Raw genomic sequence first — 24,372 nt, 5'->3', positions numbered from 1 at the left:
GGAAGGGATAAACAATCGAATAAAGGTCATCAAACGGATGGCGTACGGTTACCGGGATAGCGAATTCTTTTTTATGAAGATCAAGAGCGTCTTTCCCGGTAATCCGTGAAGAACCTTTTTTATTGCCCACTGCCCGAACATCCGCCACCCAGCGCAAAGCACCAATAGATCTAAGGCTTATAACAAGAGAACAGAAATGTTTTTAAAACAGGCCTTTACATCATAGATATGACACTACACTTCAACTCAAGCGGCCTGAACCGCTTCCGGCAAACCTGATCCCCCGTTGCTGCCAAGCACCTTCAGGTTTCGCCGGCCACCTTTACCCTTCGAGGGTTTTATGGGTATCGCCGCCAGCGAGTTGTGCCGCTATGTCATACGCCCGACCCTGATCTACCTGGGCAGCCATAGCAAAACCGCTGAGACCTTGCTGCTGGGCATCGCCGCCAGCCAGTCGGCACTGGGCTCGGCGCTGCACGACCGGCGCGGCCACGGCCTGTATCGCATCACCGAATTGCGCCACCGGGAGCTCTGGGACCACTACCTGGCGCTGGATCCGGAACGTGCCAGCCTGGTTCGCGGGCTGGCCAGCCAGCATGCCTTCCTCAGCGGCCCCCACCTGGAACTCACGGTCAACCTGCGTTACGCCACGGCCATCGCCTGGCTGCTGGTGGAAGAACAACACACCCCGCTCCCCGCTGCCGACGACCTGCTCGGCATGGCCCGCATCTGGAGGAAGACCTTTCAGCCACAAGGACGTCTGAGGGATTTCGCCTGCGCCTGGCAAACCTGTGTTTCACCAATGAGTCAGGTCGTCTGCTGACAACGACTCCCGCAAAATCGGAGAAACAAGCCGATTTTGGTCGGATTGTCCTACAAAACCGCTCTAAATCAACTGTTGCAGCCTATAGCGCCCTGGCCGAAATGTTGGTAATTTCCGCCTCGGTGATCATCAGGAGTTCTAATAATGAAAAAAGTAATGCTCAAATCCACCATTAGCCTCGCCGTGGCCCTGGCCTCCAGCCAGATTTTCGCCAGCGGCTTCGCCCTCAACGAGCAAAGCATCAGTGGCATGGGCACCGGTTTCGCTGGCCGTTCTTCCGCTGCCGATGATGCAAGTACTGTGTTTGGCAACCCTGCCGGTATGTCGCGCCTCAAGCGCCAGCAAGTAACGGGCGGTATTGCCGCCATCGATGCCTCTACCGATCTCCGTGACACCAGTGGCAGCCGCTCTGGTACCAACAAAGGCGACATGGTGCCGTTCACTTCGGTGCCAATGGGTTTCTACGTCAAGCCAATCGACGACCAGTGGGCATTCGGTCTGGGGGTCTATGCCCCATTCGGCCTGGTCACCGATTATGAAAGCACTTTCCAGGGTCGCAACTTCGGCAGCAAGAGCGAAGTCAAGGTCGTCACCTTCCAGCCGACCATCAGCTATGCCTTCAACGACAAGGTATCGATCGGTTTCGGCCCGACCATCAACCGCATTTCCGGCGTACTGGAATCGGCACTGACCACTCCTGCGTCGCCTAATGATGGCCGGGTCAAGATCAAGGGCGATGACGTTGCCTACGGCTACAACATCGGCGTCCTGGTCCAGGCAACCGATACCACCCGGGTCGGCCTGACCTATCACTCGAAGGTGAACTATAAGCTCGAGGGCCACACCGAAGTCACTCCTGGTGCCGGTACCAACGCAGCGTTCCTGAAAAACAAGCGCTACGATGCCTCGCTGAAAATCGAGACGCCAGAGTCCTACGACCTGTCGGTTACCCAGGACCTGAACGATGCTTGGAAGCTCTACGCCGGTGCCACCTGGACCCGCTGGAGCCGCCTGAAGGACATCACCGTCAACAACGAGGGAGTTACCGCCGCAACCGGCGGCGCACTGGCACCAGTATTGGGCCTGGGCAGCATCAAGGAAGAACAGAACTGGCATGACACCTGGGCATACGCCGTCGGTACGTCCTACCAGCTGAACAAGCAGTGGGTTCTGCGCACCGGCCTGACCTTCGACCAGTCGCCAGCCAACAACACCGATCGTTCGCCACGTATTCCTACCGGCGACCGGACCATCTTCAGCCTGGGTGCCGGCTGGAGCCCAACCGAAGACCTGACCATCGACGTCGCCTATTCCTACCTCAAGGAAGAAAAGGTCAACGTCAACCGCAGGAACGCACTCGGCCAGAGCTACAACGCCGAGTACGACAACAGCGCCAACGGTTTCGGCGTAGGTGCGACCTACCGCTTCTGATCGTTGCGGGGCTTGTGCCCCGTGAGCTGAATGAAAAAGCCCCGCATCTTCCGATGCGGGGCTTTTTTGTATGGCAAAGGCTCAGGACTTCGACGCCAGCGCCTTCTCCACTGCCTCGATGAACTCCGGATTATCCGGCTTGGTCAGGCTGGAAAAGTTGGCGATCACCCGGCCCTGGCGATCCACCACGTACTTGTAGAAATTCCACTTCGGCGCGCTGCTCTGCTGCGCCAGCACCTTGAACAGATGCACCGCATCAGCGCCGCGTACCGGCTGCGGCTCGGTCATGGTGAAGGTCACGCCATAGTTGACGTAGCAGACCTTGGCGGTTTCCGCGCCGTCCTTGGACTCCTGCTTGAAGTCATTGGAGGGCACGCCCAGCACTTCCAGCCCCTGATCCCGATAGCGCTGATAAAGCGCCTCGAGGCCTTTGAATTGCGGGGCAAAGCCACAGAAGCTCGCGGTGTTGACCACCACCAGCGGCTTGCCAGCAAAGCGCTGACACAGATCGACGGACTCCTTGGCGTGCAACTTGGGTAGCGAGCCCTGCAACAAGGCCGGACACTCCGCAGCCCAGGCCGAACCGGAAAAGGCAACAAACAGCAGGGGGACGGCAAGCCAGCTTCTGGTCATGTCCTGAGTCCTTGAAAAATCCTCGGACACCGACGTTACTCGCCCCGCCACCCGCCTAGCAAGCATCCATGCCTAGCAAGCCCCCATGCCCAGCTGCATCATGGCCAGCCCGCCGCGATGCCAGCCCCACCAGGCCAGCAGCAACAGCAACGTGACCAGGCCCAGGCCCGCGCCCCAGGCGAGCAAGGGCTTCATGCCGCGCTTGCCTGCAGGCGCGCCACGGGACGCTCGCGCACCGGCCAGTTGAGAGCTGCGGCCAGCAAGCTGAGAAGAATCGCCACCTGCCAGATCAAGTCGTAGCTCCCAGTACGGTCATACACCACCCCGCCCAGCCAGCCCCCCAGGAAGGAACCCAATTGATGGAACAGGAACACCATGCCGCCGAGCATCGAGAGGTTGCGCACCCCGAAAAGGGTGGCCACCGTGCCATTGGTCAAGGGCACGGTGGACAGCCAGAGAAAGCCCATGGCCATGCCAAACAGGTAAGCGCTGGTCTGGGTCACCGGCAGCCACAGAAACAGACCGATCACCACCGCCCGCAGCAGATAGAGGCCGGTCAGCAGGCGCGGCTTGGACATCCGTCCGCCCAGCCAGCCTGCGGTGTAGGTGCCGAAGATATTGAACAGCCCGATCAACGCCAGCACCGTGGTGCCCACGGTTGCCGGCAGATGCTGGTCCACCAGGTAGGCCGGCAGGTGCACGCCGATAAACACCACCTGGAAACCACAGACGAAGAAGCCGAACGCCAGCAACCAGAACCCCGAATGAGAACAGGCTTCGCGCAGGGCCTCGGTCAGCGTCTGCTCATGCCCCAGCACCGGCAGCGGCTGGTCCTTGAGCATGCTCACCAGGGGCACGATCAGTGCCACCAGCAAGCCCAGCACCAACAGCGCCGTCGACCAGCCCAGCCAGCCGATCAGCCCCAGGGTCCCCGGGAGCATGGCGAACTGGCCAAAAGAGCCGGCGGCACTGGCGATACCCATGCCCAGGCTGCGCTTCTCCGGCGGCAAGGCGCGGCCGACCACCCCGAGAATCACCGAGAAAGAGGTACCGGACAAACCCACGCCAATCAGCAGCCCGGCACTCAGCGACAGGCTCAGGGCCGAATCAGACAGCCCCATGAACACCAGCCCAACGGCGTACAGCACAGCGCCGACCAGCACCACCTTGGCAGCACCGAAACGATCGGCCAGGGCCCCGGTAAAGGGCTGGGCCAGCCCCCAGATCAGGTTCTGCAAGGCAATGGCAAAGGCGAACACCTCGCGCCCCCAACCGAACTGCGCGCTCATGGGCGGCAGGAACAGGCCAAAGCCATGCCGAATGCCCAGCGACAAGGCCAGGATCAATGCACTGCCGAGAAGTACCCAACCGCTGGTACGCCACATCGATGACATTTTTATTCTCCAATTACGGGTATATACCCGCTTAACATCGAACCCACCGGCGTCAGGCCAGTTCGTTCAGCAAGGCCAACAAAGTTTCACGCTTCTCCACTCCCAGGCGATCGATCAACCGCTGCTGAGCCGCTTCCCAGGCCGGCAGCGCCGCCACCAGGCGCTCATGCCCGGCTGCGGTCAGTTGCACCAGGCGATTACGCTGATCGCTGCCCTCCAGAAATTGCACCAGGCCCGCAGCCTCCAGCACCCGGACATTTCGCCCCAGGGTGCTGCGATCCAGGCCCATGGCTTCCGCCAGGCTGGAAATGCTCGGCTGGTCGAGACGCAGCAGATTGTTCAGCAGGGAATACTGGGCGACGTTGATCCCGAAGCCGTCGAGGGCTCCGTCGTAGTACCTGCTGACGCCACGAGCGGCGCGACGCAGGTTAGTACACAGACACTGAGAAGGAAGCATGATGCGTGTATATACCCGCGATTAATCCAAGGCAAGAAATTTCCGCAGGATTCGCCCGCCCGGGGCGAACCTCAAAGCAGCGCCAACGTCACCAGCACGACAGTTTCCACCAGCTCCAGCAAGGCCCCGGCGGTATCGCCAGTGGTGCCGCCCAGGCGCCGCATCATCAACTGCCGCAGCCAGACAAACAGCAGCGTCGCCAGGAGCATGGCCCAGAGCCCGTGATAACCGGCCAGCAGCAGGCAGGCCAGCACACAAAGCACCAGCACCTGCCTGGCCGCCAAGCGTGGCAAGTGATCGGCCAGGGCTTGCCCCAAACCACCGGCACGTACATAAGGCGTGCTCAGAAACAGCCCCAGCAAGGCTGCACGACCGATCACCGGCGCCAGCAACAAGGCAACGCCCTGCTGTTGTCCGATCAACGCCACCAGGGCACTGAACTTGAGCAACAGCAGCAGCACCAAGGTGACCACGGCGATCGGCCCGCTGCGCGGGTCCTTCATGATGCTCAGGGTCCGTTCGCGATCGCCGAAGCCCCCCAGCCAGGCATCAGCACTGTCCGCCAGGCCATCCAGGTGCAGCCCGCCACTGAGCCACACCCAGGCCCCCAGCAGCAGCGCAGCGTGCAACAGCAGAGGCGCACCACTGAGCAACAGGTCCAGCCCCCACAACAGCACGCCGAACAGCAGCCCCACCAGGGGATAGAACAGCAGCGAACGCCCCATCTGTTGGGGCTCAGGCATGCCCGGCAGGCGAATCGGCAGGCTGCTGAGAAACTGCAGGGCAATCCACAACGGCAGCATCTCAGCCCTCCTCGCGCAATTGGCCGCCAGCGCCGACACTTAGGCCGAACAAGGCACCATGTGCCACCTCGACATTGAGCAACTGCTCCCGAGGCAGGCCGCGTGCACGCGCCAGCAACAGGCGCATCACCCCGCCGTGGCTGACCAGCAATACCCGCTGCCCGCTACAGGTTTGATGCAAGCGCTCAAGGGCGTCCAGAACGCGCCGGGAGAAATCCGCCACCGGCTCGCCTTGGGGCGGGGTAAAACCGTAGGGGTCGGACCAGAAACGCCCCAGGTCATCAGCGGCGGTGTGCATTAGGGCCGCGGTGCTCTGCCCTTCCCAGGCGCCGAAATGCAACTCCTGGAATCCCGCTTCCAGGGTCAGCGGCAGTTGCAGTTGCTCGGCCAGCTGTTGCGCAAAACGTGCACAGCGCTGCAAGGGCGAGCTGACGATCAAGTCCCAGGGCGCCTGCCCCCGAACCCCATCGTGCATCTGCTGCCAGCCGCGCTCGGTCAGCGCGTCATCCAGGCTGCCGCGCAGGCCGCCACCCAGCTCGGTTTCACCGTGACGCAGCAATTGCAGGTGCAGTGTCATGCCGGACGATCCGCCACCGCCGCCTCGGCAAAAGTCGCCATCTGCCCGTGCAGGTCACAGGCCAGGCGCAGCAAGGGCACCGCCAAGGCGGCACCGCTGCCCTCTCCCAGGCGCAGGCCCAGATCCAGCAGAGGCTCGGCCTCAAGGCTGTGCAACAGGTGCCGATGCCCGGGCTCGGCGCCCTGGTGGGCGAACAGCAGCCATGGCCGGCAAGCCGGGTTCAGACGCACCGCCACCAGGGCCGCGACGCTGCAGATAAATCCGTCCACCAGCACTGCGATACCTTCCTGGGCGCAGGCCAGATACGCTCCCACCAATGCCGCCACTTCAAATCCGCCTAGGCAGAACAGCGCCTGCAAGGCATCGCCCTTGCTCGCACCGTGCAGCGCCAGGGCGCGCTCTATCACTTGGGCCTTGTGATTGACCCCGGCGGCATTCAGCCCGGTGCCTGGCCCGGCCAACTGCGCCACCGGAATATCCAGCAAGGCGCAGGCAATGGCACTGGCGGCAGTGGTATTGCCAATGCCCATTTCGCCGCCGATAAACAGCTGGGCGCCGTTGGCCCTGGCACGCAGCGCGCTGTCACGGCCGGCTTGCAGCGCCTGCTCGCCCTGCTCTTGGCTCATCGCCGGGCCCTGGACAAAGTTCTGCGTGCCGGCCCCCAGGTGCAGATGGCGCACCCCCGGCAGGTTCAGGTCAGGGGTTACCGTGCCCAGGTCCACCACCTCCAGTTGCGCGCCCAATTGCCGGGCCAGAACGCTGATTGCCGCGCCGCCACTGACGAAGTTCAGCAGCATCTGCCCGGTGACTTCCTGCGGGTAGGCGGAAACCCCTTCGGCAACCACCCCGTGATCCCCGGCAAAGATCGCGATCCACAGCTGCTCGAGAGCGGGCTTGAGCCGCCCCTGCAAACCCGCCAGGCGCACCGCCAGGGGTTCCAGCCGGCCAAGGGAGCCGGCCGGCTTGGTCAATTGCTGCTGACGCGCCAGCGCCTGCTCGGCCATCTGCGTATCTATTGCCTTGCACGGGTTCAGCCACCAGGAGTGAGTCATAAGGCAGTTCCTTTCAAAGTCAGGGGCAGGCCGGCCACCGTCAGCACCACACGCTGACAACGCTCGGCCAGGGCTTGATGCAGCCAGCCGGCTTCATCCACATAGCGGCGAGTCAATTCGCCCAGCGGCACGACACCCATTCCGGTCTCGTTGCTGACAAAAATGATTTCCCCCGGCAAGGTCGCCAGGCATTCCAACAGGGCCTCGCGTTCGGCGGCCAGGCGCTGCTCGTCCTCGAGCAGCAACAGGTTGGTCAGCCACAGGGTCAGGCAATCCACCAGCAGGCAGCGCCCACTGGCGGCCGCCTGCTGCAGCACCCGGGCCAGCGCCAGCGGCTCTTCGATCAAGCCCCAGTGCGCCGGGCGCCGTTCGCGATGATGGGCGATACGTTGATTCATCTCGCCGTCCAGCGGCTGGCTGGTGGCGATGTAGATCACCTCCAGGGCGCTGTCGCTGGCCAGGCGCTCCGCCAGGCGGCTCTTGCCGGAGCGGGCACCGCCGAGGATCAGTTGCAGCATGGGTGGGCACCTTTGAAAAGAGAGTCGGTCACGGCCCTAGAGGCCGCAGAGCTTGCGCAGGGCGCGGGTGTCCAGATGAGCTTCCACCAGGTCCGCCAGGCGCTCGATATCACGCTCGCGCAAGGCGTGGTAGTCCACCTCCTGCACGTCTTCCAGCCCGGCCCAGCGCAACAGCGCGCCACAGGCTGCCGGGGTTTCGAACAGCCCGTGCAGGTAGGTGCCGAGTATCTGTCCATCGGTGCTGCAGGCGCCATCGCTGCGGCCGTCATCCAGTTGCAGTGCGGCCTGCTCAAGGGCAGGGCCGCGGGTGACCCCGGCATGAATTTCATAGCCGCTGACCGCGGCGTTTTCCAGGCTCAGGCGGCCGCTGACATTGCGCAGTTGCTTCTCGGTTTCGAGCACGGTCTCGAACGCCAGCAGCCCCAGGCCCGGGCTGGAACCCGCCGCGCCTTCCAGGCCCAGTGGATCGTGCAATTGTTCACCAAGCATTTGCAGGCCGCCGCAGATCCCCAGCAGCTTGCCGCCATAGCGCAGGTGCCGGGCAATGGCCCGCTCCCAACCATTGGCGCGCAGGTAGGCCAGGTCGCTGCGCACGCTTTTCGAGCCGGGAAGAATGATCAGGTCGGCGGCGGGAATCGCCTGCCCCGGGCCGATGAACTGCAAGTCCACCTGCGGGTGCAGGCGCAGCGGATCGAAGTCGGTGTGATTGCTGATGCGCGGCAGCACCGGCACCACCACCTTCAGTACCCGTTCGAGCTTGTTGGCCTGACGCGAGTCGATGCCATCCTCGGCCTCCAGGTGCAGGTCCATGACATAGGGCAGCACGCCGATCACCGGCTTGCCGGTGCGGGCTTGCAGCCAGTCCAGCCCCGGTTGCAGCAATGCCAGGTCACCGCGAAAACGATTGATGATGAAGCCCTGAACCCGCGCCTGCTCGCTGGGCGACAGCAGCTCCAGGGTGCCCACCAGATGGGCGAACACGCCGCCGCGATTGATATCGGCGATCAGCAATACCGGGCAGTCCACCGCCTCGGCAAAGCCCATATTGGCGATATCCCCGGCCCGCAGGTTGATCTCCGCCGGCGAGCCGGCGCCTTCCACCATCACCACCTGGTAAGCGTCCCGCAGGCGTTCATGGGAGGCCAGTACGGCCTGCATGGCGATGGCCTTGTAGTCGTGATAGGCCACGGCATTCATGCTGGTGACCGCACGTCCATGGACGATCACCTGGGAACCGGTATCGCTGTTGGGCTTGAGCAGCACCGGGTTCATGTCAGTGTGCGGCGCCAGATGGGCAGCCTGGGCCTGGACCGCCTGGGCCCGGCCGATTTCGCCGCCATCGGCGGTCACGGCGCTGTTGAGCGCCATGTTCTGCGGCTTGAACGGCACCACGCTCACGCCCTGGCGCCGCAACCAGCGGCACAGGGCGGTCACCAGGGTGCTCTTGCCAGCATCCGAAGTGGTGCCTTGAACCATCAGCGTGCTCATGGAAATTCCTTGCGGTAGGCCTGCAGCGCCTGTTCCAGGCGCGCCCAGTCGGCTTCCTCGGCGGGCAGGCCGAAGCGCAGGCTGCTGTTGTGGGTGAACAGCCGCAAGAGAATGCCGCGCCGCGCCATAAAGTGATAAAGGTGCTCGGCCTCGGCACTGATCAGCCATTGGAACAATGCACAGCCGCCCTGGGGCTTGAAGTCGAACCGCTCCAGCACCTCACTCAGGCGCTGGCTAGCGAGCTCGCTGCGCTGGCGTTGCCGGGCGTGACCTTCGACATCCAGCAGGCAGGCCTGCCCCAGCACCCGGGTCGGCCCGCTGACCGCCCAGGGCCCGACCTGTTCGGCGAGCAGCTTGAGCAGCCGATGCTCGGCCAGGACAAACCCCAGGCGCACACCGGCCAGTCCGAAGAACTTGCCGAACGAACGCAGCACGATCAGCCCCACCTGATGGGCATGACGAGCCAGGCTCAGGTGCGGGGTGTTGTCCATAAAGGCTTCGTCCACCACCAGCCAGCCACCGCGTTGCGCCAGCCGCCCATGCCACTCCAGCAAGCGCTCCGGGGTCAGGCTCAACCCGGTGGGGTTGTTGGGGTTGACCACCACCAGCACATCGAGGCTGTCGAGGAAGAAGTCCACCTCCTGCTCCAGCACCTCACGTACCCGGTAGCCACTGCGGCGCCAGGCCTCGGCGTGCTCGGCATAGCAAGGCGACAGCACGCCGACCCGGCCGGTGCGCCGCAACCGTGGCAGCAACTGGATCGCTGCCTGGGAGCCGGCCACCGGCAATACCTCGCTGGCACCGTAGTAGGTGCAGGCCGCCTGTTCAAGGCCGTCGTCGGTTTCCGGCAGGCGTGCCCAGGCACGCAGGGGAATCGCCGGCAGGGGAAACGGCCAGGGCGCCAGGCCACTGGACAGATCGAGCCAGGCTTCTTCGGCGATGCCATGTTCCTTGGCCGCCTTGCGCAACCGTCCACCGTGCTCAAGCATAGAATTGCGCCCCCAGGCAAAGAATCAGTAACCACAACCACACGCCCCGCTGCACCAGTTGCCAGCCACGGTCGATGGAAATGGCACTGGCCGGCTCGCCCTCGCCCAACTGCGGACGCTGGTGCAGCTCGCCGTGATACACCGCCGCGCCACCCAGCTCCACCCCCAGGGCACCGGCCCCGGCCGCCATCACCGGACCGGCATTGGGGCTGTCCCAGGTCGGCCCCTGGCGCCACCAGCAGCGCAATGCCAGGCGAGTCTTGCCCAGCAGGGCGTAGGTCAGGGCCACCAGCCGTGCAGGCAGGTAGTTGAGCAGGTCATCGATCCGCGCCGCGGCCCAGCCGAAGCGTTCGAAGCGCTCGTTACGATAGCCCCACATGGCATCCAGGGTATTGCTCAGTCGGTAGAGCACCACCCCCGGCGCACCGGCCACGGCAAACCAGAACAGGGCAGCGAACACTGCATCGCTGCCGTTTTCCAGCACCGACTCGGTGGCCGCGCGGGCCACCGCGGTGGCGTCCAGTTCGCTGGTCTGGCGGCTGACCAGATAGCCCACCCGACGTCGCGCCTCATCCAGGTCATCGCTGCGCAGCGCCTGGGCCACAGGCTCGACGTGCTCGCCCAGGCTGCGCAACCCCAAGGCGCAGTACAGGGCCAGGGCTTCCACCAGCCACCCCACATAGGGCAACCAGGACAGCGCGGTGGCCAGCAAGGTCAGGGGCAGCACCGCCAACACCCAGGCAGTGACTCCATGGCTGCGCCAGCCACGGCCTGCGGCATTGAAACGTTGTTCGATACGATCGGCCAGGCGACCGAAGGCCACCAGCGGATGCCAGCGCTTGGGTTCGCCCAGCAGCGCATCCAGCGCCACCCCGGCGACACTCAGCAACGCCACACTCATTGACTCACTCCCCAGTAATTCTCATACAGCAACTCGCTCAATGGTCGCGGCTGTGCCCAGCCTTGCAGGGTCAACATGGGGGCCGGGTAGAACTCATCCACCGGCCCCAGGCACAGCACCGCTAGCGGTTTGGCGCCGCTGGGCAAGCCCAGCAGATCAGCCAGGGCCTGGGGTTCGAACAGCGAGACCCAGCCCATGCCCAGGCCTTCGCTGCGCGCCGCCAGCCAGAGGTTCTGAATCGCGCAGGACAATGAGGCCAGGTCCATCTCGGGCAGGGTCCGGCGACCGAAGATATGCCGCTCGCGGCCATCCATCAGGGCCGCCACCAGTACCTCCGCGCACTCGTTGATGCCTTCGACCTTGAGCTTCATGAACTCGTCGGAACGCTCCCCCAATGCCTCGGCGGTGCGTACCCGCTCCTGTTCCACCAACTGTTGGATGCGCCCGCGCAGCGCTCGATCGGTGATGCGGATAAACCGCCAGGGCTGCATCAGGCCGACGCTGGGGGCCTGGTGCGCGGCCTCCAGCAGGCGCTGCAGCAGCTCGGGGGCGACACTGCCACCGGCGAAATGGCGCATGTCGCGGCGCTGGGCAATGGCCTTGTAGACCGCTTCGCGCTCGGCCGCGGAAAACTCCAGTTCACTCACCCGCGACACCCTCTCCCGGAGCGGCAACCGCGCCCGGCATGAACAAGGCCGCTACCGCCGCCGGATTGGATGGGAAATAGAAGTGCACATAGGAGGCCGTCATCCGCCCCTGGCGATACACCGCCTCCGCTCCACGCCCGCCATTGGGGCTGATGCCGCGAGCAATGGGCTCGAGCCCGGTGCTGGTCAGGGAGTGGTGATAGGTGTGCCCGCGCAAACTGCCTTCAGGCAGCTCCACCGCTTGCAGGGCCAGGGCCGCCAGGCGCTTCTGCATCACCGCGTCGCCTGGCAACAACCCCAGCAATTCAGCCCGCTGGCCTTCGACATCGGTCAGCGAGTCCAGCAGGTAGAGCATGCCGCCGCACTCGGCCAGCAGCGGTTTTCCCGCTTGATGATGGGCACGAATGGCCGCAAGCATCGAAGTGTTCCGTGCCAGGGCCTGATGATGCAGCTCCGGGTAGCCGCCAGGCAGGTACAGGCTGTCGGCGTCGGGCAGCTCGGCATCGTGGATCGGCGAGAAGAAACTCAGTTGCGCGCCCATGGCGCGCAGCAGGTCGAGGCTGGCACCGTAGGTGAAGGCGAAGGCTTCATCCCGGGCCACGGCAATGCGCACGCCATCCAGCAATGGCAGGCAAGCCACGGGGGTTGGCGCGGCGAAACCCACGGCCGGTGGCAGCGCTACCTGGCAACTGTCGGCCAGGGCCTGAGCGGCCACATCCAGGCGCAGGTCCAGGTCGTTCAACTCGCTGGCTTGCACCAGCCCCAGGTGGCGGCTGGGCAGCTCGATCCCGGTCTCCCGGGACAAGGCGCCATACCAGCGCAGGCCTTCGGTCAGGCTGCCCTCGAGCAACTGCGCATGGCGCAAGGTGCCGACCCGGTTGGCCAGCACTCCGGCGAATGGCAGGTCCGGCTGATAGCGCGCCAGGCCCAGGGCCAGGGCGCCGAAGGTCTGGGCCATGGCGGTGCCGTCGATCACCGCCAGCACCGGCACGCCGAAATGCCGCGCCAGGTCGGCACTGGATGGCGTGCCATCGAACAGCCCCATGACCCCCTCGATCAGGATCAGGTCGGCTTCAGCGGCGGCTTCCCAGAGCAGGCGGCGGCTTTCCTGCTCACCCACCATCCACATGTCCAACTGGTACACCGGGGCACCGCTGGCACGTTCGAGAATCATCGGGTCGAGAAAATCCGGACCGCACTTGAACACCCGAACCTTGCGCCCCTGATTGCGGTGCAGGCGGGCCAGGGCGGCGGTCACGGTAGTCTTGCCCTGGCCAGAGGCCGGAGCGGCGATCAGCACCGCCGGGCAATGACGAACATCGGTCATGGTTTCACACTCACAGCTCAACACCTTTCTGCGCCTTGATACCGGCCTGGAACGCGTGCTTGAGCATGCCCATTTCGGTGACGGTGTCCGCCAGCTCGATCAGTTCCGGCTTGGCCCCGCGGCCAGTCACCACCACATGCTGCATCGGCGGACGAGCCTGCAAGTCGCTGAGCACCTGGTCCAGGTCGAGGTAGCCATGCTTGAGGGCGATGTTCAGTTCATCGAGCACCACCAGGCCAATCTCCGGATCCCTCAGCAGCTCCTTGGAAACGGCCCAGGCCGCTTCCGCGGCGGCGATATCGCGCTGGCGATCCTGGGTTTCCCAGGTAAAGCCCTCGCCCATCACATGGAACCGCACTTGCTCGGGGAAACGCCGAAAAAACAGCTCTTCGCCCGTGCTGTTGCGCCCCTTGATGAACTGCACCACGCCACAGCGCATGCCATGGCCCATGGAACGCGCCAGCATGCCGAAGGCCGAACTGCTCTTGCCTTTGCCGTTGCCGGTCAGCACCAGCAGCAGCCCGCACTCATTGGGCGAGTTGGCAATGCGTTCGTCGATCACGGCTTTCTTGCGCAACATGCGCGCCAGATGGCGCTCGTCACGATCGGGGGATTCACTCATGGGGCTGCTCTCCATTGAGACAGGGGAACGGCGGGCAGGAAAAGACCGGGACGGCGCTAGCCTGGCATCGCCCACCGTGATGCCGTTGGATGGATCAGGCCGGTCTCCGGGCTCATGAGGGGCATCGCTGCCGGACTGCGCGCCTTCCCGTGTGGTTTGACACAGTGGCATCAGGCGCAGTCTTGACTCATCTACCGTTGCGGGGGCAGCGCCGGAATCGTCGTCGGCTCCATCGCTGGAACAGGCCCTGACCGGCTTCCCTGTTTCACTCTGTCGACCCTCGGCCACAGAGCACCTGAAACAAGTCGCGAAGGTTAAGGGGTCGGGGGTGGAGCGTCAATTGAAGCCGGCCGCAACAAGCAACGGAAAATTGCACTGCATCAACAAAATGACGCCAAACTTGTGCCACACTCAGAGCACTGATATCAAATAGCCACAATCCAAAATCAACAGTCCTGCCACACAACAATAAGGGGTGAGTTCGATGCAAGGCATGATCATCAGCAATCCAAAGCTGGAATTCCTGCGACCGATGCTGGAACGCTGGTTCGATTGCATTGACCGCTACAACGCAGTGCGCGGCGATAATGAAACCCCTTACTGGTTCGACGAACAGGCCAACCTGGGCTTGCTCTCCGCCGCCGCCTGGATGGCCGAGATGGTCAGCCTGGAGCACAGCCCCAGCAAGAAACAGCAGGAAGAAGGCGCACGCAATGCCCGTACCGACCTCTACCTGGCCACCAAGGAAGAACGCGCCTATATCCAGGCCACCCAGCGCTGGCCACGGGTCAACAGCCTGCAACTGACCCAAGCCCTGCAGGACATTGCCAACGACGCGAAGAAAATCAGCTATGCCAGCGACCTGAAGCTCGGCTGCCTGTTCGTCGCCCCGCAGAAGGCCCAGCACAGCGCCACCCCGGAAGAACTCCAGGACATGCTCGACGACCTGCAGAAGGAACACTGCTGCGCAGTGGCCTGGTACTTCCCCTATGCCTACCGCAAGCTGCACAGCGAAGCCGGCAACTACCATCCCGGGGTCGCGGTACTGTTCAAGGAAGCCCGCTAGACAAGGGCAACTATCCGCTGGCTATGCTTCTCTATGACTACGACGTCTGTGCATTCATAGGGAAATCAGCATGTTCAAGCTTCAACACACCTTGCTTGTCGCCATCGCCGCCGGCCTTGCCGCCTGCGGCGAAACGTCCAGCCTGCAGGTCGCCGATGGCACCGGGCCCAACCCCAGCTTGCCGCAACCCAACCCCACACTGATTCCCACGGTAAACATCGCCCCGGCCATCGGCTGGCCCAAGGATGCCAAGCCTTTGGCGGCTGCCGGCACCCAGGTCAATGCCTTCGCCGAGAACCTCGATCATCCACGCTGGCTCTATGTGCTGCCCAATGGCGATGTGCTGGTGGCAGAGACCAACGCGCCGCCCAAACCCGATGACAACCAGGGCCTTCGCGGCTGGATCGCCGGCAAGGTCATGGGCCGGGCCGGCGCCGCAGTGCCCAGCGCCAATCGCATCACCCTGCTGCGGGATGCGGATCATGATGGCGTGGCGGAAACCCGTAGCACCTTTCTGGAGAATCTCAACTCGCCGTTCGGCATGACCCTGGTGGGCAATGACCTGTATATAGCGGACACCGACAAATTGCTGCGCTTCCCCTACCACAACGGTGACACTCGGATCAGCGCCGCCGCGACCAAGGTCGTCGACCTGCCTGGCGGCACGCTCAACCACCACTGGACCAAGAACGTCATCGCCAGCAAGGACGGCAGCAAGCTCTATGTCACCACCGGCTCCAACAGCAACGTCGGGGAAAACGGCATGGACCAGGAACAGGGCCGGGCGGCGATCTGGGAAGTGGACCGTGCCAGCGGCCAGCACCGCCTGTTCGCCACCGGCCTGCGCAACCCCAATGGCCTGGCCTGGGAGCCGGTCAGTGGCGCGCTATGGACGGCGGTGAACGAAAGGGATGAGATCGGCAGCGACCTGGTGCCGGACTACATCACCTCGGTCAAGGACGGCGCCTTCTATGGCTGGCCCTACAGCTACTACGGGCAACATGTGGATGTGCGAGTCGAGCCGCAGAACCCGGAACTGGTGGCCAAGGCGATTGCCCCGGACTACGCCGTGGGACCACACACCGCCTCACTGGGGCTGGCGTTCGCCGAGGGCAGCAAGCTGCCCGCGCCCTTCACCAAAGGCGCCTTTGTCGGCCAGCACGGCTCCTGGAACCGCAAGCCCCTGAGCGGCTACAAGGTGATTTTCGTGCCCTTCAGCGCGGGTCACCCTCAAGGCAAGCCGATTGACGTGCTCAGCGGCTTTCTCAGCGCCGATGACAAAGCCATGGGACGCCCGGTCGGGGTGGTGATAGATCGGCAAGGGGATTTGCTGGTGGCCGATGATGTGGGCAACAAGATCTGGCGTGTATCCGCCGCCAAGGCGCCTTGAATTCAGCGCTTGCGGCACAGGGTCAGGCCGTCTCCCAAGGGCAGCAGTGACAGATCGATGCGCGGGTCATCCTTCAAGGCGCGATTGAGCGCCTGGATGGCCCGGGTATCCTCACTGGCAGCGTGCTGTTCCAGCACCCGCCCACTCCACAAGGTGTTATCGAACACCACCAGGCCGCCGACCCGCAGCAGGCGCAGGGCCGACTCCAGGTACGCCGGATAGTTGGCTTTGTCGGCATCGATAAAGATCAGATCGAAAGAGCCCTGCTGCCCTGCCCGCTCCAGATCGCCCAGGGTTTCCAAGGCAGGTGCCAGGCGCAGGTCGATGCACTGTTCCAGCCCCGCCTCCTGCCAGTAGCGACGCGCCGTGGCGTTGTAGTCGCCTGGAATATCGCAACAGATCAGCGACCCCTCATCAGGCAACGCCTGAGCCATGCACAAGGCGCTGTAGCCAGTGAAGGTGCCCACCTCCAGCACCTGCCGGGCGCCGATCAGCTGGATCAGCAAGGCGAGAAACTGGCCCTGCTCCGGCGCTATTTGCCAGCGGGCATTGGGCAGCGCCTGGGTTTCATCCCGCAGACGCCGCAGCAACGGCGTTTCACGCAGGGAAACGTCCAGCAGGTATTGGTAGAGGGCATCGTCGAGGTTGAGCGTACGGGCGGTCACGAGAACCTCGACTGAAGAGGACTAGGGATTGTGCGCCAGATGTTCCGGCTGCAGCACGCGCTTGGCACCCAGATAGGCTTTCTGCCAATAGGCCTTGGACAGGCTGTCGAGCTTCACCGTACCGCCCGTGGCCGGGGCATGCACGAAGCGCCCTTCACCGACATAGATACCGGCATGGCTGACCTGGGAGCCGCCATTGGTGGCGAAGAAGATCAGGTCGCCGGTCTGCAGGGCAGACTTGCCCACATCCGGCGCCTGCATGCCGATCATCTCGCGGGTCGAGCGTGGCAGCGAGATACCGGCGGCATCGCGGTAGACATAGCCGATCAGACCGCTGCAATCGAAACCGGAATCCGGAGTATTACCCCCCCAGCGATAAGGCGTGCCTACCAGGCCCAGGGCGCGGAACAGCACATCTTCGGCCACCGGATCGAAAGACTGCGAGGAATTGAATACCGGGGCACGCACCACAGGTGCAGGAGGCGAGGTACGGCTGGCGCAGGCGCTGAGCAGCGCGGCGAGAACAATCAGGGCGAAACGGGCTGAGGTCGACATAAGCTGAACAATCCTGATCGGGATGCGGCTTTCTCTGCCGTGGCACTGAAAACAAAACCGCGTAAGCAGGGCTTACGCGGTTAGTTTCAACAATAGATCAGGATTCTAGCGTCTACGCGCCAAACTTCAAGTAAGACTTTAACTTCGCCTTACAAGTTGTCCGCTTATTTGCGCGCGGTGACCACTGTCGGGGCCATGGCGAGTGCGCGCTTGGCTTCGATAAAGGTCTTGCTCCAGTAGCTGTCGCCCAGGCTGTCGACCCGCACGCCACCGCTGCGGCGGCTGCTGGAGTGGATGAATTGATCATCGCCCAGGTAGATACCGGCGTGACTGACGCGGCCACGGCCATTGGTGCTGAAGAACAGCAGGTCACCAGGCTTGAGGTTGTTACGGGCCACCAGAGGGGCCTTGACGTTGATCATTTCGCGAGTGGAGCGCGGCAGGTTCATGCCCGCCTCTTCACGAAACAGATAACCGATGAAACCGCTGCAATCGAAGCCGGCTTCCGAGGTACCACCGAAACGGTAGCGGGTACCGATCAGGGACATGCCGCGCTCGAGGATGCTGTCAGCCAGAACTGGCAACTGATAAGGCTTGCTGTCAGCGAATTCTGCCAGTTCCTTTTCAGTTGCCAGCTCTTCCTGGTAAACAGCGGAAGACGAGTTCTTGGTGGTGACTTGAGCCTGTTGCGCAGGTTGCTGCTGAGACATCGGCGTGTGAGAAGCGCAACCAAACAACAGGGTGACGAGTGCGAGAGGCACGAGGGGTGCGAAGCGATTTAGCATGGGCACGACCGTGGCTTGAAATAAATGAAGACGCGACTATGCCCTCTATCGCCCTCATTTGCAAATTCAATCGATCAGAATGTGACTTATGAGTTTCTTGCGTACATCTAAGGCTTTAAGCCCATTTTATGCCTACCCGCCTCTGGAAACCCTTCCAAAGGTGCGTTTTCTGGCGCCTGGAACTTGCCGAAACACCGCTTCGAAAAGCTCCCAGGCCGCAGATTTACCAGCCCAGGGTCTCTTTCAGAAAAGGGATGGTCAGTTTGCGCTGGGCCTGCAACGAAGCCTGATCGAGGCGTTCGAGCAGCTCGAACAGGGCACTCATGCTGCGGGTGCCGCGAGTCAGAATAAAATGCCCGACCTCGTCGGTCAGGTGCAGCCCGCGACGGGACGCACGCAACTGCAAGGCACGCAATTTGTCTTCATCGGAAAGCGGACGCATCTGGAAGATCAGCGCCAGGGTCAGGCGCGACTTCAAGTCCGCCAGTTTCACCGGCAGTTCGCGAGGAGAGGTGGAAGCGGCGATCAACAGCCGACGCCCGCTGTCACGCAAGCGATTGAACAGATGAAACAGCGCCTCTTCCCAATCAGCCTTGCCAGCCACCGCCTGCAGATCATCCAGGCACACCAGCTCGTACTGCTCGAGATTGTCGAGAATCTCGATACCGCGATCCAGCAACTCCGCCAGTGGCAGGTACACCGCCGGCTCCCCCATCTGTTCGAAACGCAGGCAAGCTGCCTGCAACAGATGGGTACGCCCCACGCCGTGCTTGCCCCAGAGGTAAATCAGGCTTTCGGTCCAACCGGCGTCGGCTTCGCATAGGCGCTCGACGTAGCCGAGTGCAGCGGCATTGGCGCCTGGGTAGTAGTTGATGAAGGTGGCGTCATCACGCAGACGCACACCTAGGGGCAGCTGAATCGGTTTCATGCTGACTGAACAGTTCCAAACGAACCGTTAGTGGCCTCTGTGTAAAGTTTGCAAAGTTTATACCCGTGACGCCGAGCGCACAATGCAACAGACCACAAGCAAAATCAAAGGTTTGCGTCAGTCGAAAAGCCGCAAAGGGGATTCCTTGACAGCCCGGGCGCCGGCCGAGAAGCACTGGCCAAGCCACGCCCGGAGACGACACCCAATACCGCCACAGCCTTACAAGTCAGGGTCTTCGGCGCCGCTGTACAGGTCGGAGTCCTTGTACAGATCGTGCACATGACGCACCAGTACCATGATCACCGCCGCCACGGGCAAGGCCAACAGCACCCCGGTAAAGCCGAACAGCTCGCCGCCGGCCAGAATGGCGAAAATCACCGCCACCGGATGCAAGCCAATCCGATCGCCCACCAGCAAAGGCGTCAGCACCATGCCCTCCAGCGCCTGCCCCACCATGAACACCGCGACTATCCCGATCATCGGGTACAGCTCGCCGCCGAACTGGAACAGGCCGGCGGTCAAGGCCGCGCCAATGCCGATGACAAACCCCATGTACGGCACTATTGCCGCCAAGCCGGCAATCAGGCCGATCAGCAGCCCCAGCTCGAGCCCCACCAGCATCAGCCCCGCCGCATAGATCATGCCCAGGGCCAGCATCACCAGCAGTTGCCCACGAACAAAGGCCCCCAGCACCTCGTGGCACTCGCCCGCCAGCGCCACGACTCGCTCCTCGCGATTGCGCGGCAGCAGGCTGCGGATCTTGGCCATCATCAGGTCCCAGTCCCGCAGCAGGTAGAAGCTGACCACCGGAATCAGCACCAGATTGGCCAGCCAGCCGATCAGCGCCAGGCCCGAAGCCGTCGCCTGGCTCAGCACGGCGCCGACGATATCGGTGGTCTGGCCCATATGCTCGCTGATGGCGGCCTTGACCTTGTCAAACTTCCAGAAGCCCTCCGCCAGGCCCAGCCGCGACTGCGCCCAGGGCATGGCAGTGTGCTGCACCCAGTCGAGCATCTGCGGCGCCAACTCATAGAGACGCAGCAACTGCTTGGCCAGCATCGGCACCAGCACCAGGAGCAAGGTCATCACGATCAGGGTGAACAGGGCGAACACCGTCACCACGCCCCAGGTTCGCGACAGGCCCCAGCCTTCCAGGCGATCCACCAGTGGGTCGAACAGATAGGCCAACAACAGCGCCACCAGGAACGGACTGAGGATCGGGTGCAGCAAGTAGACGAACCCACACACCAGGACCACGCCAGCCAACCAGATCCAACGACGGGTATCAGGCATAAACCACTCCAGCTTCTATATAGAAGGAAACCAACCGCTACCAACGAAAACGCAGTTGCGCCTGCGCAGCCGGTGCCGAGGCCCCAGCCTCGCCCGCCGAGGCGGGCACCTGGGAAGGTTGCGCCTCGCCGGCAGGAATCTCCTGCAACCTGGCCAGGGACAACTGCGCCCGCAGTTGCTCTGCGCTGCCATTGACCCGATAGATCACGCGGTCACCGTCGATGCTCTGCAACTGCGCGCCGAATGGCTCCAGCAAGTGGCCCAAGGTCGCGTAGTGCTCCAGGGTCATGCCCTGGACTTCCAACAACTGCTCGCTGGAGGCCCCCGGACGAGTGACGAAGCGCGGCGCCAGGCGCTGGCTCACCGCCAACAGCACCGCATCGGCCAGGGCCGCGGTATCGGCGCCCTGAACAGTGCCCTGCTCCTTCTGCTCGCCCAGCCACAGGCGCCACTTGGCCTGCCATTGGCCGCCCTCCTCACGGGCATGCACCGCCAGCAGCGCATCGGCACCATAACGCTCGGAAGCGCCCCGCAAAGGCGCCGGATCGGCACCTTCAAGATTCGGCGCCGTGGCAACGATCTGCTCTTCCAGGTCCCCCAGAGGCAAGCGCAACGGCAAGCCACGATGCTGCGCCGCACGCCGCAAGGGCCCGGCACTGGCCTGGCCATCGCCAACCAGGCTCGAACCTTCGGCAGAATCGCTCAGCCACCAGCCGAGGATCGACGGCCGATTGCTGCCCCACAGCGACAAGCCCGCCTGGCGCAGCACCCGGTCGGTGCTGACCGGGTCGAAATCCACCTGCAAGCTCTCCGGCGGCCCGGCATCGTAGCCGTACTGGCTGATGATCTGCTGCGGGTCCTTGCGGACTGCCGCCAGGCCTGGCCCCTGCGCTGCCTTGGCATCACCGGTGAGGCGTAGTACCAGGGTTTCCAGGGCGCGCTGCGTGGCCTGGTCACGCTCTTCGGGTGCCTGGCTCTTCACCGGCTCGCGAACTTGATACAGGCCATTGAGGGTTTCGGCATGACTCGCCAGGCTGACCCATGACAAACAGCCCACAAACAGAAATTTACCCAGACGCATGGAAGATTCCCGAAGACAAAAAATACGATTGAAACAGCCCCCCTGAACCACGGCGGGCAAGGCTGTGACCACAAGCGGCGGCAAAACATTCACCCGCTGCCCGGAAGTTTTGGTGCTGTCATAACGATAGTCACTTGAGCGCTATACCTTATACAGGCACCGGCAGGAGCACCAACACGCTTGAACCTGGTTTTTTTCAGCGGATATGCCTCTACCCGTCGGTCCGAGGATGGCCGCTGCCCCTCAAGCCTGATAAAATCGCGCGCCTTCGCAGACCGGCATCAGCTGGGCCCACCGGACACTTTCGCAGTGCCCGGATCGCCTTCCTGGTTCGGTCGATACCCCTGAATCCCCCCTAAAGGCCTGGATCATGAGCAAGCAACCCTCCCTGAGCTACAAAGACGCCGGTGTAGACATCGACGCCGGTGAAGCATTGGTCGAACGCATCAAGAGCGTCGCCAAGCGCACCGCGCGCCCGGAAGTCATGGGCGGCCTGGGCGGTTTCGGCGCCCTCTGCGAGATCCCGGCCGGCTACAAGCAACCCGTTCTGGTGTCCGGCACCGACGGCGTGGGCACCAAGCTGCGCCTGGCCCTGAACCTGAACAAGCACGACAGCATCGGCATCGACCTGGTGGCCATGTGCGTCAATGACCTGGTGGTCTGCGGTGCCGAGCCGCTGTTTTTCCTCGACTACTACGCCACCGGCAAGCTCAACGTCGACACCGCCGCCCAGGTAGTAACCGGCATCGGCGCCGGCTGCGAACTGTCCGGCTGCTCCCTGGTGGGCGGTGAAACCGCTGAAATGCCTGGCATGTACGAAGGCGAAGACTACGACCTGGCCGGTTTCTGCGTCGGCGTGGTGGAAAAGGCCGAGATCATCGACGGCTCGAAAGTTGCCACTGGCGACGCCCTGCTGGCCCTGCCGTCTTCCGGCCCGCACTCCAACGGTTACTCGCTGATCCGCAAGATCATCGAAGTTGCCGGTGCCGACATCGAGAACATCCAGCTCGAAGGCAAGCCGCTGACCGACCTGCTGATGGCCCCGACCCGCATCTACGTCAAGCCGCTGCTCAAGCTGATCAAGGACACCGGCGCGGTCAAGGCCATGGCCCACATCACCGGCGGCGGCCTGCTGGACAACATCCCGCGGGTGCTGCCAAAAGGCGCCCAGGCCGTGGTCGACGTGGCCAGCTGGAAACGCCCGGCGGTATTCGACTGGCTGCAAGAGCAAGGCAACGTCGACGAACATGAAATGCATCGCGTGCTGAACTGCGGCGTGGGCATGGTCATCTGCGTGGCCCAGGACCAGGTGGACAACGCCCTGAAGGTCCTGCGTGAAGCCGGCGAACAGCCATGGGTCATCGGCCAGATCGCCGCTGCCGCCGAAGGCGCAGCCCAGGTCGAGCTGAAGAACCTCAAGGCCCACTGATGCAAGAGCGGATGTCGCCGACCTGTGATGTTGTGGTGCTGCTGTCCGGCACCGGCAGTAACCTGCAAGCCCTGATCGACAACGCGCGCACCGACGACAGTCCGGTGCGCATCGCTGCCGTGATCTCCAACCGCGCTGACGCCTACGGGCTGCAGCGCGCCCAGGCAGCGGGCATTCCCACCCGCTTCCTCGATCACACCACCTTCGAAGGCCGCGAGGCCTTCGATCAGGGGCTGATCGAACTGATCGATACCTTCCAACCGAAACTGGTGGTCCTGGCCGGATTCATGCGCATTCTCAGCGCTGGCTTCGTGCGCCACTACCAGGGCCGGCTGCTGAATATCCATCCCTCGCTGCTACCCAAATACAAAGGGTTACACACTCATCAGCGGGCGCTGGAGGCCGGAGATACGGAGCATGGCTGCAGCGTGCACTTCGTCACCGAGGAACTCGATGGCGGGCCTCTGGTCGTACAGGCTGTGATCCCGGTAGAGTTGCACGACTCGCCGCAGAGCCTGGCGCAGCGAGTGCACGTCCAGGAACACCGGATTTACCCCATGGCCGTACGCTGGTTTGCCGAAGACCGACTGACGCTCCGCGCCGAGGGTGCTTTACTGGATGGTCAATTACTGGCCGCCAGCGGTTATTTGATTCGAACCTAGGAGATTTTATGCGTCGCGCCCTGCTCCTCGCTTGTGCTCTGTTCGCCCTGCCGGTTGTGCAGGCGGCAGATCTTCACCCGTTCTCCGCCAGCTACACCGCCGACTGGAAGCAACTGCCCATGAGTGGCACTGCTGAACGCAGCCTGGAAAAAACCGCCAACGGCGCGTGGAAGCTCAGTTTCAAGGCCTCGATGATGATCGCCAGCCTGACTGAGGAAAGCACCCTGACCCTGGACAAGGACACCCTGGTGCCCCAGTCCTATCACTTTGAACGCGGCGGCCTGGGCAAGGCCAAGAAGTCCGACCTGGATTTCGACTGGAATGCCAAGATGGTCACCGGCACCGACCGTGGCGACGCGGTCAAGCTGCCACTGAACAGCGGCATGGTGGACAAGTCCACCTACCAGCTGGCGCTGCAGCATGACGTGGCCGCCGGCAAGAAAACCATGAGCTACCAGGTGGTCGATGGCGGCGATGTGGACACCTACGATTTCCGCGTCCTGGGCTCGGAAAAGGTCGACACCAAGGCCGGCCAGATCGATGCGATCAAGGTCGAGCGCGTGCGCGACCCGACGCAGAGCAAGCGCATCACCGTGATGTGGTTCGCCAAGGACTGGGACTACCTGCTGGTACGCCTGCAACAGGTGGAAACCGACGGCAAGGAGTACAACATCATGCTCCTCAACGGCACCGTCAACGGCAAGGCCGTCAAGGGCAACTGAGCCACGGCAAGATCGAAAGCCTCGCGAATGCGGGGCTTTTTTTTGCCTTGAATTCGCCGTCAGCCCCCCTTGCAACCTGATCAGGGCAAGCCCCTGAAGATGAAACTTTCTTCATGAAACCCGCCGTCCTGCGA

28 protein-coding genes and 1 riboswitch are annotated in these 24,372 nt (G+C 63.3%); of the genes, 8 read left to right on the top strand and 20 right to left on the bottom strand.

Going from position 1 to position 24,372, the window contains the following annotated elements:
* The 3 genes from J4P02_RS29280 to J4P02_RS29270 all read left to right on the top strand — a co-directional run.
* On the top strand, positions 1 to 109 hold a 109-nt coding region (locus J4P02_RS29280), incomplete at its 5' end, for a transposase (protein WP_163003228.1).
* Positions 110 to 340: 231 nt separating this feature from the next.
* Positions 341 to 823 (top strand): hypothetical protein, encoded by a 483-nt coding sequence (locus J4P02_RS29275; protein WP_426196989.1) that lies wholly within the window; start codon positions 341 to 343, stop codon positions 821 to 823.
* Positions 824 to 967: 144 nt separating this feature from the next.
* On the top strand, positions 968 to 2,254 hold the full coding sequence (locus J4P02_RS29270) for an OmpP1/FadL family transporter (RefSeq protein ID WP_426196987.1): 1,287 nt from the start codon (positions 968 to 970) through the stop codon (positions 2,252 to 2,254).
* An 81-nt stretch (positions 2,255 to 2,335) separates the two neighbouring features.
* Here J4P02_RS29270 and J4P02_RS29265 read toward each other — a convergent pair whose 3' ends face one another.
* The 14 genes from J4P02_RS29265 to cobO all read right to left on the bottom strand — a co-directional run bounded on the left by J4P02_RS29265 (position 2,336) and on the right by cobO (position 13,662).
* Positions 2,336 to 2,887 (bottom strand): glutathione peroxidase, encoded by a 552-nt coding sequence (locus tag J4P02_RS29265; RefSeq protein ID WP_426196985.1) that lies wholly within the window; start codon positions 2,885 to 2,887, stop codon positions 2,336 to 2,338.
* A 72-nt stretch (positions 2,888 to 2,959) separates the two neighbouring features.
* Complete coding sequence (locus J4P02_RS29260; RefSeq protein ID WP_426196982.1) at positions 2,960 to 3,082, bottom strand: hypothetical protein; 123 nt, start codon at positions 3,080 to 3,082, stop codon at positions 2,960 to 2,962.
* Positions 3,079 to 4,281 carry an MFS transporter gene (locus J4P02_RS29255; protein ID WP_426196980.1) on the bottom strand — a complete coding sequence of 401 codons (1,203 nt, stop codon included), beginning with the start codon at positions 4,279 to 4,281 and terminating at the stop codon, positions 3,079 to 3,081. The genes J4P02_RS29260 and J4P02_RS29255 overlap by 4 nt, the downstream gene beginning before the upstream one ends.
* A 52-nt stretch (positions 4,282 to 4,333) precedes the next feature.
* Positions 4,334 to 4,738: a MarR family winged helix-turn-helix transcriptional regulator gene (locus J4P02_RS29250; RefSeq protein ID WP_426196978.1), complete on the bottom strand. Its 405-nt coding sequence runs from the start codon at positions 4,736 to 4,738 to the stop codon at positions 4,334 to 4,336.
* Between the two features lie 71 nt (positions 4,739 to 4,809).
* Complete coding sequence (locus tag J4P02_RS29245) at positions 4,810 to 5,541, bottom strand: adenosylcobinamide-GDP ribazoletransferase (protein WP_426196976.1); 732 nt, start codon at positions 5,539 to 5,541, stop codon at positions 4,810 to 4,812.
* A gap of 1 nt (position 5,542) precedes the next feature.
* A complete protein-coding gene (gene cobC / locus J4P02_RS29240; RefSeq protein WP_426196974.1) occupies positions 5,543 to 6,118 on the bottom strand; it encodes an alpha-ribazole phosphatase family protein in 576 nt (191 codons plus the stop codon).
* A complete protein-coding gene (gene cobT, locus J4P02_RS29235; RefSeq protein WP_426196972.1) occupies positions 6,115 to 7,170 on the bottom strand; it encodes a nicotinate-nucleotide--dimethylbenzimidazole phosphoribosyltransferase in 1,056 nt (351 codons plus the stop codon). The genes cobC and cobT overlap by 4 nt, the downstream gene beginning before the upstream one ends.
* The gene (gene cobU / locus J4P02_RS29230; RefSeq protein WP_426196970.1) at positions 7,167 to 7,688 is read right to left on the bottom strand and encodes a bifunctional adenosylcobinamide kinase/adenosylcobinamide-phosphate guanylyltransferase; all 522 of its coding nucleotides are present in this window, start codon (positions 7,686 to 7,688) and stop codon (positions 7,167 to 7,169) included. Before cobU ends, cobT begins: the two co-directional genes overlap by 4 nt.
* A 36-nt stretch (positions 7,689 to 7,724) precedes the next feature.
* The gene (locus tag J4P02_RS29225) at positions 7,725 to 9,176 is read right to left on the bottom strand and encodes a cobyric acid synthase (RefSeq protein WP_426196968.1); all 1,452 of its coding nucleotides are present in this window, start codon (positions 9,174 to 9,176) and stop codon (positions 7,725 to 7,727) included.
* A complete protein-coding gene (gene cobD / locus J4P02_RS29220) occupies positions 9,173 to 10,165 on the bottom strand; it encodes a threonine-phosphate decarboxylase CobD (RefSeq protein WP_426196966.1) in 993 nt (330 codons plus the stop codon). The genes J4P02_RS29225 and cobD overlap by 4 nt, the downstream gene beginning before the upstream one ends.
* On the bottom strand, positions 10,158 to 11,066 hold the full coding sequence (gene cbiB, locus J4P02_RS29215; protein WP_426196964.1) for an adenosylcobinamide-phosphate synthase CbiB: 909 nt from the start codon (positions 11,064 to 11,066) through the stop codon (positions 10,158 to 10,160). The genes cobD and cbiB overlap by 8 nt, the downstream gene beginning before the upstream one ends.
* On the bottom strand, positions 11,063 to 11,713 hold the full coding sequence (gene bluB / locus J4P02_RS29210; RefSeq protein ID WP_426196962.1) for a 5,6-dimethylbenzimidazole synthase: 651 nt from the start codon (positions 11,711 to 11,713) through the stop codon (positions 11,063 to 11,065). The genes cbiB and bluB overlap by 4 nt, the downstream gene beginning before the upstream one ends.
* Positions 11,706 to 13,040: a cobyrinate a,c-diamide synthase gene (locus J4P02_RS29205; protein WP_426196960.1), complete on the bottom strand. Its 1,335-nt coding sequence runs from the start codon at positions 13,038 to 13,040 to the stop codon at positions 11,706 to 11,708. The genes bluB and J4P02_RS29205 overlap by 8 nt, the downstream gene beginning before the upstream one ends.
* Before the next feature lie 10 nt (positions 13,041 to 13,050).
* Positions 13,051 to 13,662: a cob(I)yrinic acid a,c-diamide adenosyltransferase gene (gene cobO / locus J4P02_RS29200; protein WP_426196958.1), complete on the bottom strand. Its 612-nt coding sequence runs from the start codon at positions 13,660 to 13,662 to the stop codon at positions 13,051 to 13,053.
* 80 nt (positions 13,663 to 13,742) lie between these two features.
* Positions 13,743 to 13,976: riboswitch (cobalamin riboswitch) on the bottom strand.
* Between the two features lie 170 nt (positions 13,977 to 14,146).
* Between cobO and J4P02_RS29195 the strand changes: the two genes are divergently transcribed.
* Together J4P02_RS29195 and J4P02_RS29190 are read left to right on the top strand one after the other, a co-directional pair.
* On the top strand, positions 14,147 to 14,728 hold the full coding sequence (locus J4P02_RS29195; protein WP_426196956.1) for a hypothetical protein: 582 nt from the start codon (positions 14,147 to 14,149) through the stop codon (positions 14,726 to 14,728).
* Positions 14,729 to 14,798: 70 nt separating this feature from the next.
* Entirely contained in the window at positions 14,799 to 16,118 is a 1,320-nt protein-coding gene (locus tag J4P02_RS29190; RefSeq protein ID WP_426196954.1) for a PQQ-dependent sugar dehydrogenase, read from the top strand.
* 2 nt (positions 16,119 to 16,120) lie between these two features.
* Here J4P02_RS29190 and J4P02_RS29185 read toward each other — a convergent pair whose 3' ends face one another.
* The 6 genes from J4P02_RS29185 to J4P02_RS29160 form a co-directional block, all read right to left on the bottom strand.
* Positions 16,121 to 16,783, bottom strand: coding sequence for an O-methyltransferase (locus J4P02_RS29185; RefSeq protein WP_426196952.1), 663 nt, complete (start codon positions 16,781 to 16,783; stop codon positions 16,121 to 16,123).
* Positions 16,784 to 16,804: 21 nt separating this feature from the next.
* A complete protein-coding gene (locus J4P02_RS29180) occupies positions 16,805 to 17,338 on the bottom strand; it encodes a C40 family peptidase (protein ID WP_426196949.1) in 534 nt (177 codons plus the stop codon).
* 164 nt (positions 17,339 to 17,502) lie between these two features.
* Positions 17,503 to 18,123, bottom strand: a complete 621-nt coding sequence (locus J4P02_RS29175; RefSeq protein ID WP_426196947.1) for a C40 family peptidase — start codon at positions 18,121 to 18,123, stop codon at positions 17,503 to 17,505.
* Between the two features lie 223 nt (positions 18,124 to 18,346).
* Entirely contained in the window at positions 18,347 to 19,051 is a 705-nt protein-coding gene (gene hda / locus J4P02_RS29170; RefSeq protein WP_034146365.1) for a DnaA regulatory inactivator Hda, read from the bottom strand.
* A gap of 219 nt (positions 19,052 to 19,270) precedes the next feature.
* The gene (locus tag J4P02_RS29165) at positions 19,271 to 20,344 is read right to left on the bottom strand and encodes an AI-2E family transporter (protein WP_426196945.1); all 1,074 of its coding nucleotides are present in this window, start codon (positions 20,342 to 20,344) and stop codon (positions 19,271 to 19,273) included.
* Positions 20,345 to 20,381: 37 nt separating this feature from the next.
* Entirely contained in the window at positions 20,382 to 21,425 is a 1,044-nt protein-coding gene (locus J4P02_RS29160; protein ID WP_426196942.1) for a DUF2066 domain-containing protein, read from the bottom strand.
* A 370-nt stretch (positions 21,426 to 21,795) separates the two neighbouring features.
* On the opposite strand from J4P02_RS29160, the gene purM reads away from it, so the two are divergent.
* From purM to J4P02_RS29145, 3 genes are read left to right on the top strand one after another with little or no spacing between them, the layout of a single operon-like run.
* Positions 21,796 to 22,854, top strand: a complete 1,059-nt coding sequence (purM, locus tag J4P02_RS29155) for a phosphoribosylformylglycinamidine cyclo-ligase (protein ID WP_426196940.1) — start codon at positions 21,796 to 21,798, stop codon at positions 22,852 to 22,854.
* An 11-nt stretch (positions 22,855 to 22,865) separates the two neighbouring features.
* The gene (gene purN, locus J4P02_RS29150; protein WP_426196938.1) at positions 22,866 to 23,516 is read left to right on the top strand and encodes a phosphoribosylglycinamide formyltransferase; all 651 of its coding nucleotides are present in this window, start codon (positions 22,866 to 22,868) and stop codon (positions 23,514 to 23,516) included.
* 8 nt (positions 23,517 to 23,524) lie between these two features.
* Entirely contained in the window at positions 23,525 to 24,238 is a 714-nt protein-coding gene (locus J4P02_RS29145) for a DUF3108 domain-containing protein (RefSeq protein WP_426196936.1), read from the top strand.
* Positions 24,239 to 24,372 lie beyond the last annotated feature (134 nt).

This window comes from Pseudomonas sp. NFXW11 (genome assembly GCF_049887815.1).
Classification (GTDB): domain Bacteria; phylum Pseudomonadota; class Gammaproteobacteria; order Pseudomonadales; family Pseudomonadaceae; genus Aquipseudomonas.
Note: the sequence above shows the minus strand (reverse complement) of the source record. Positions and strands in the feature narration are given on the sequence as shown.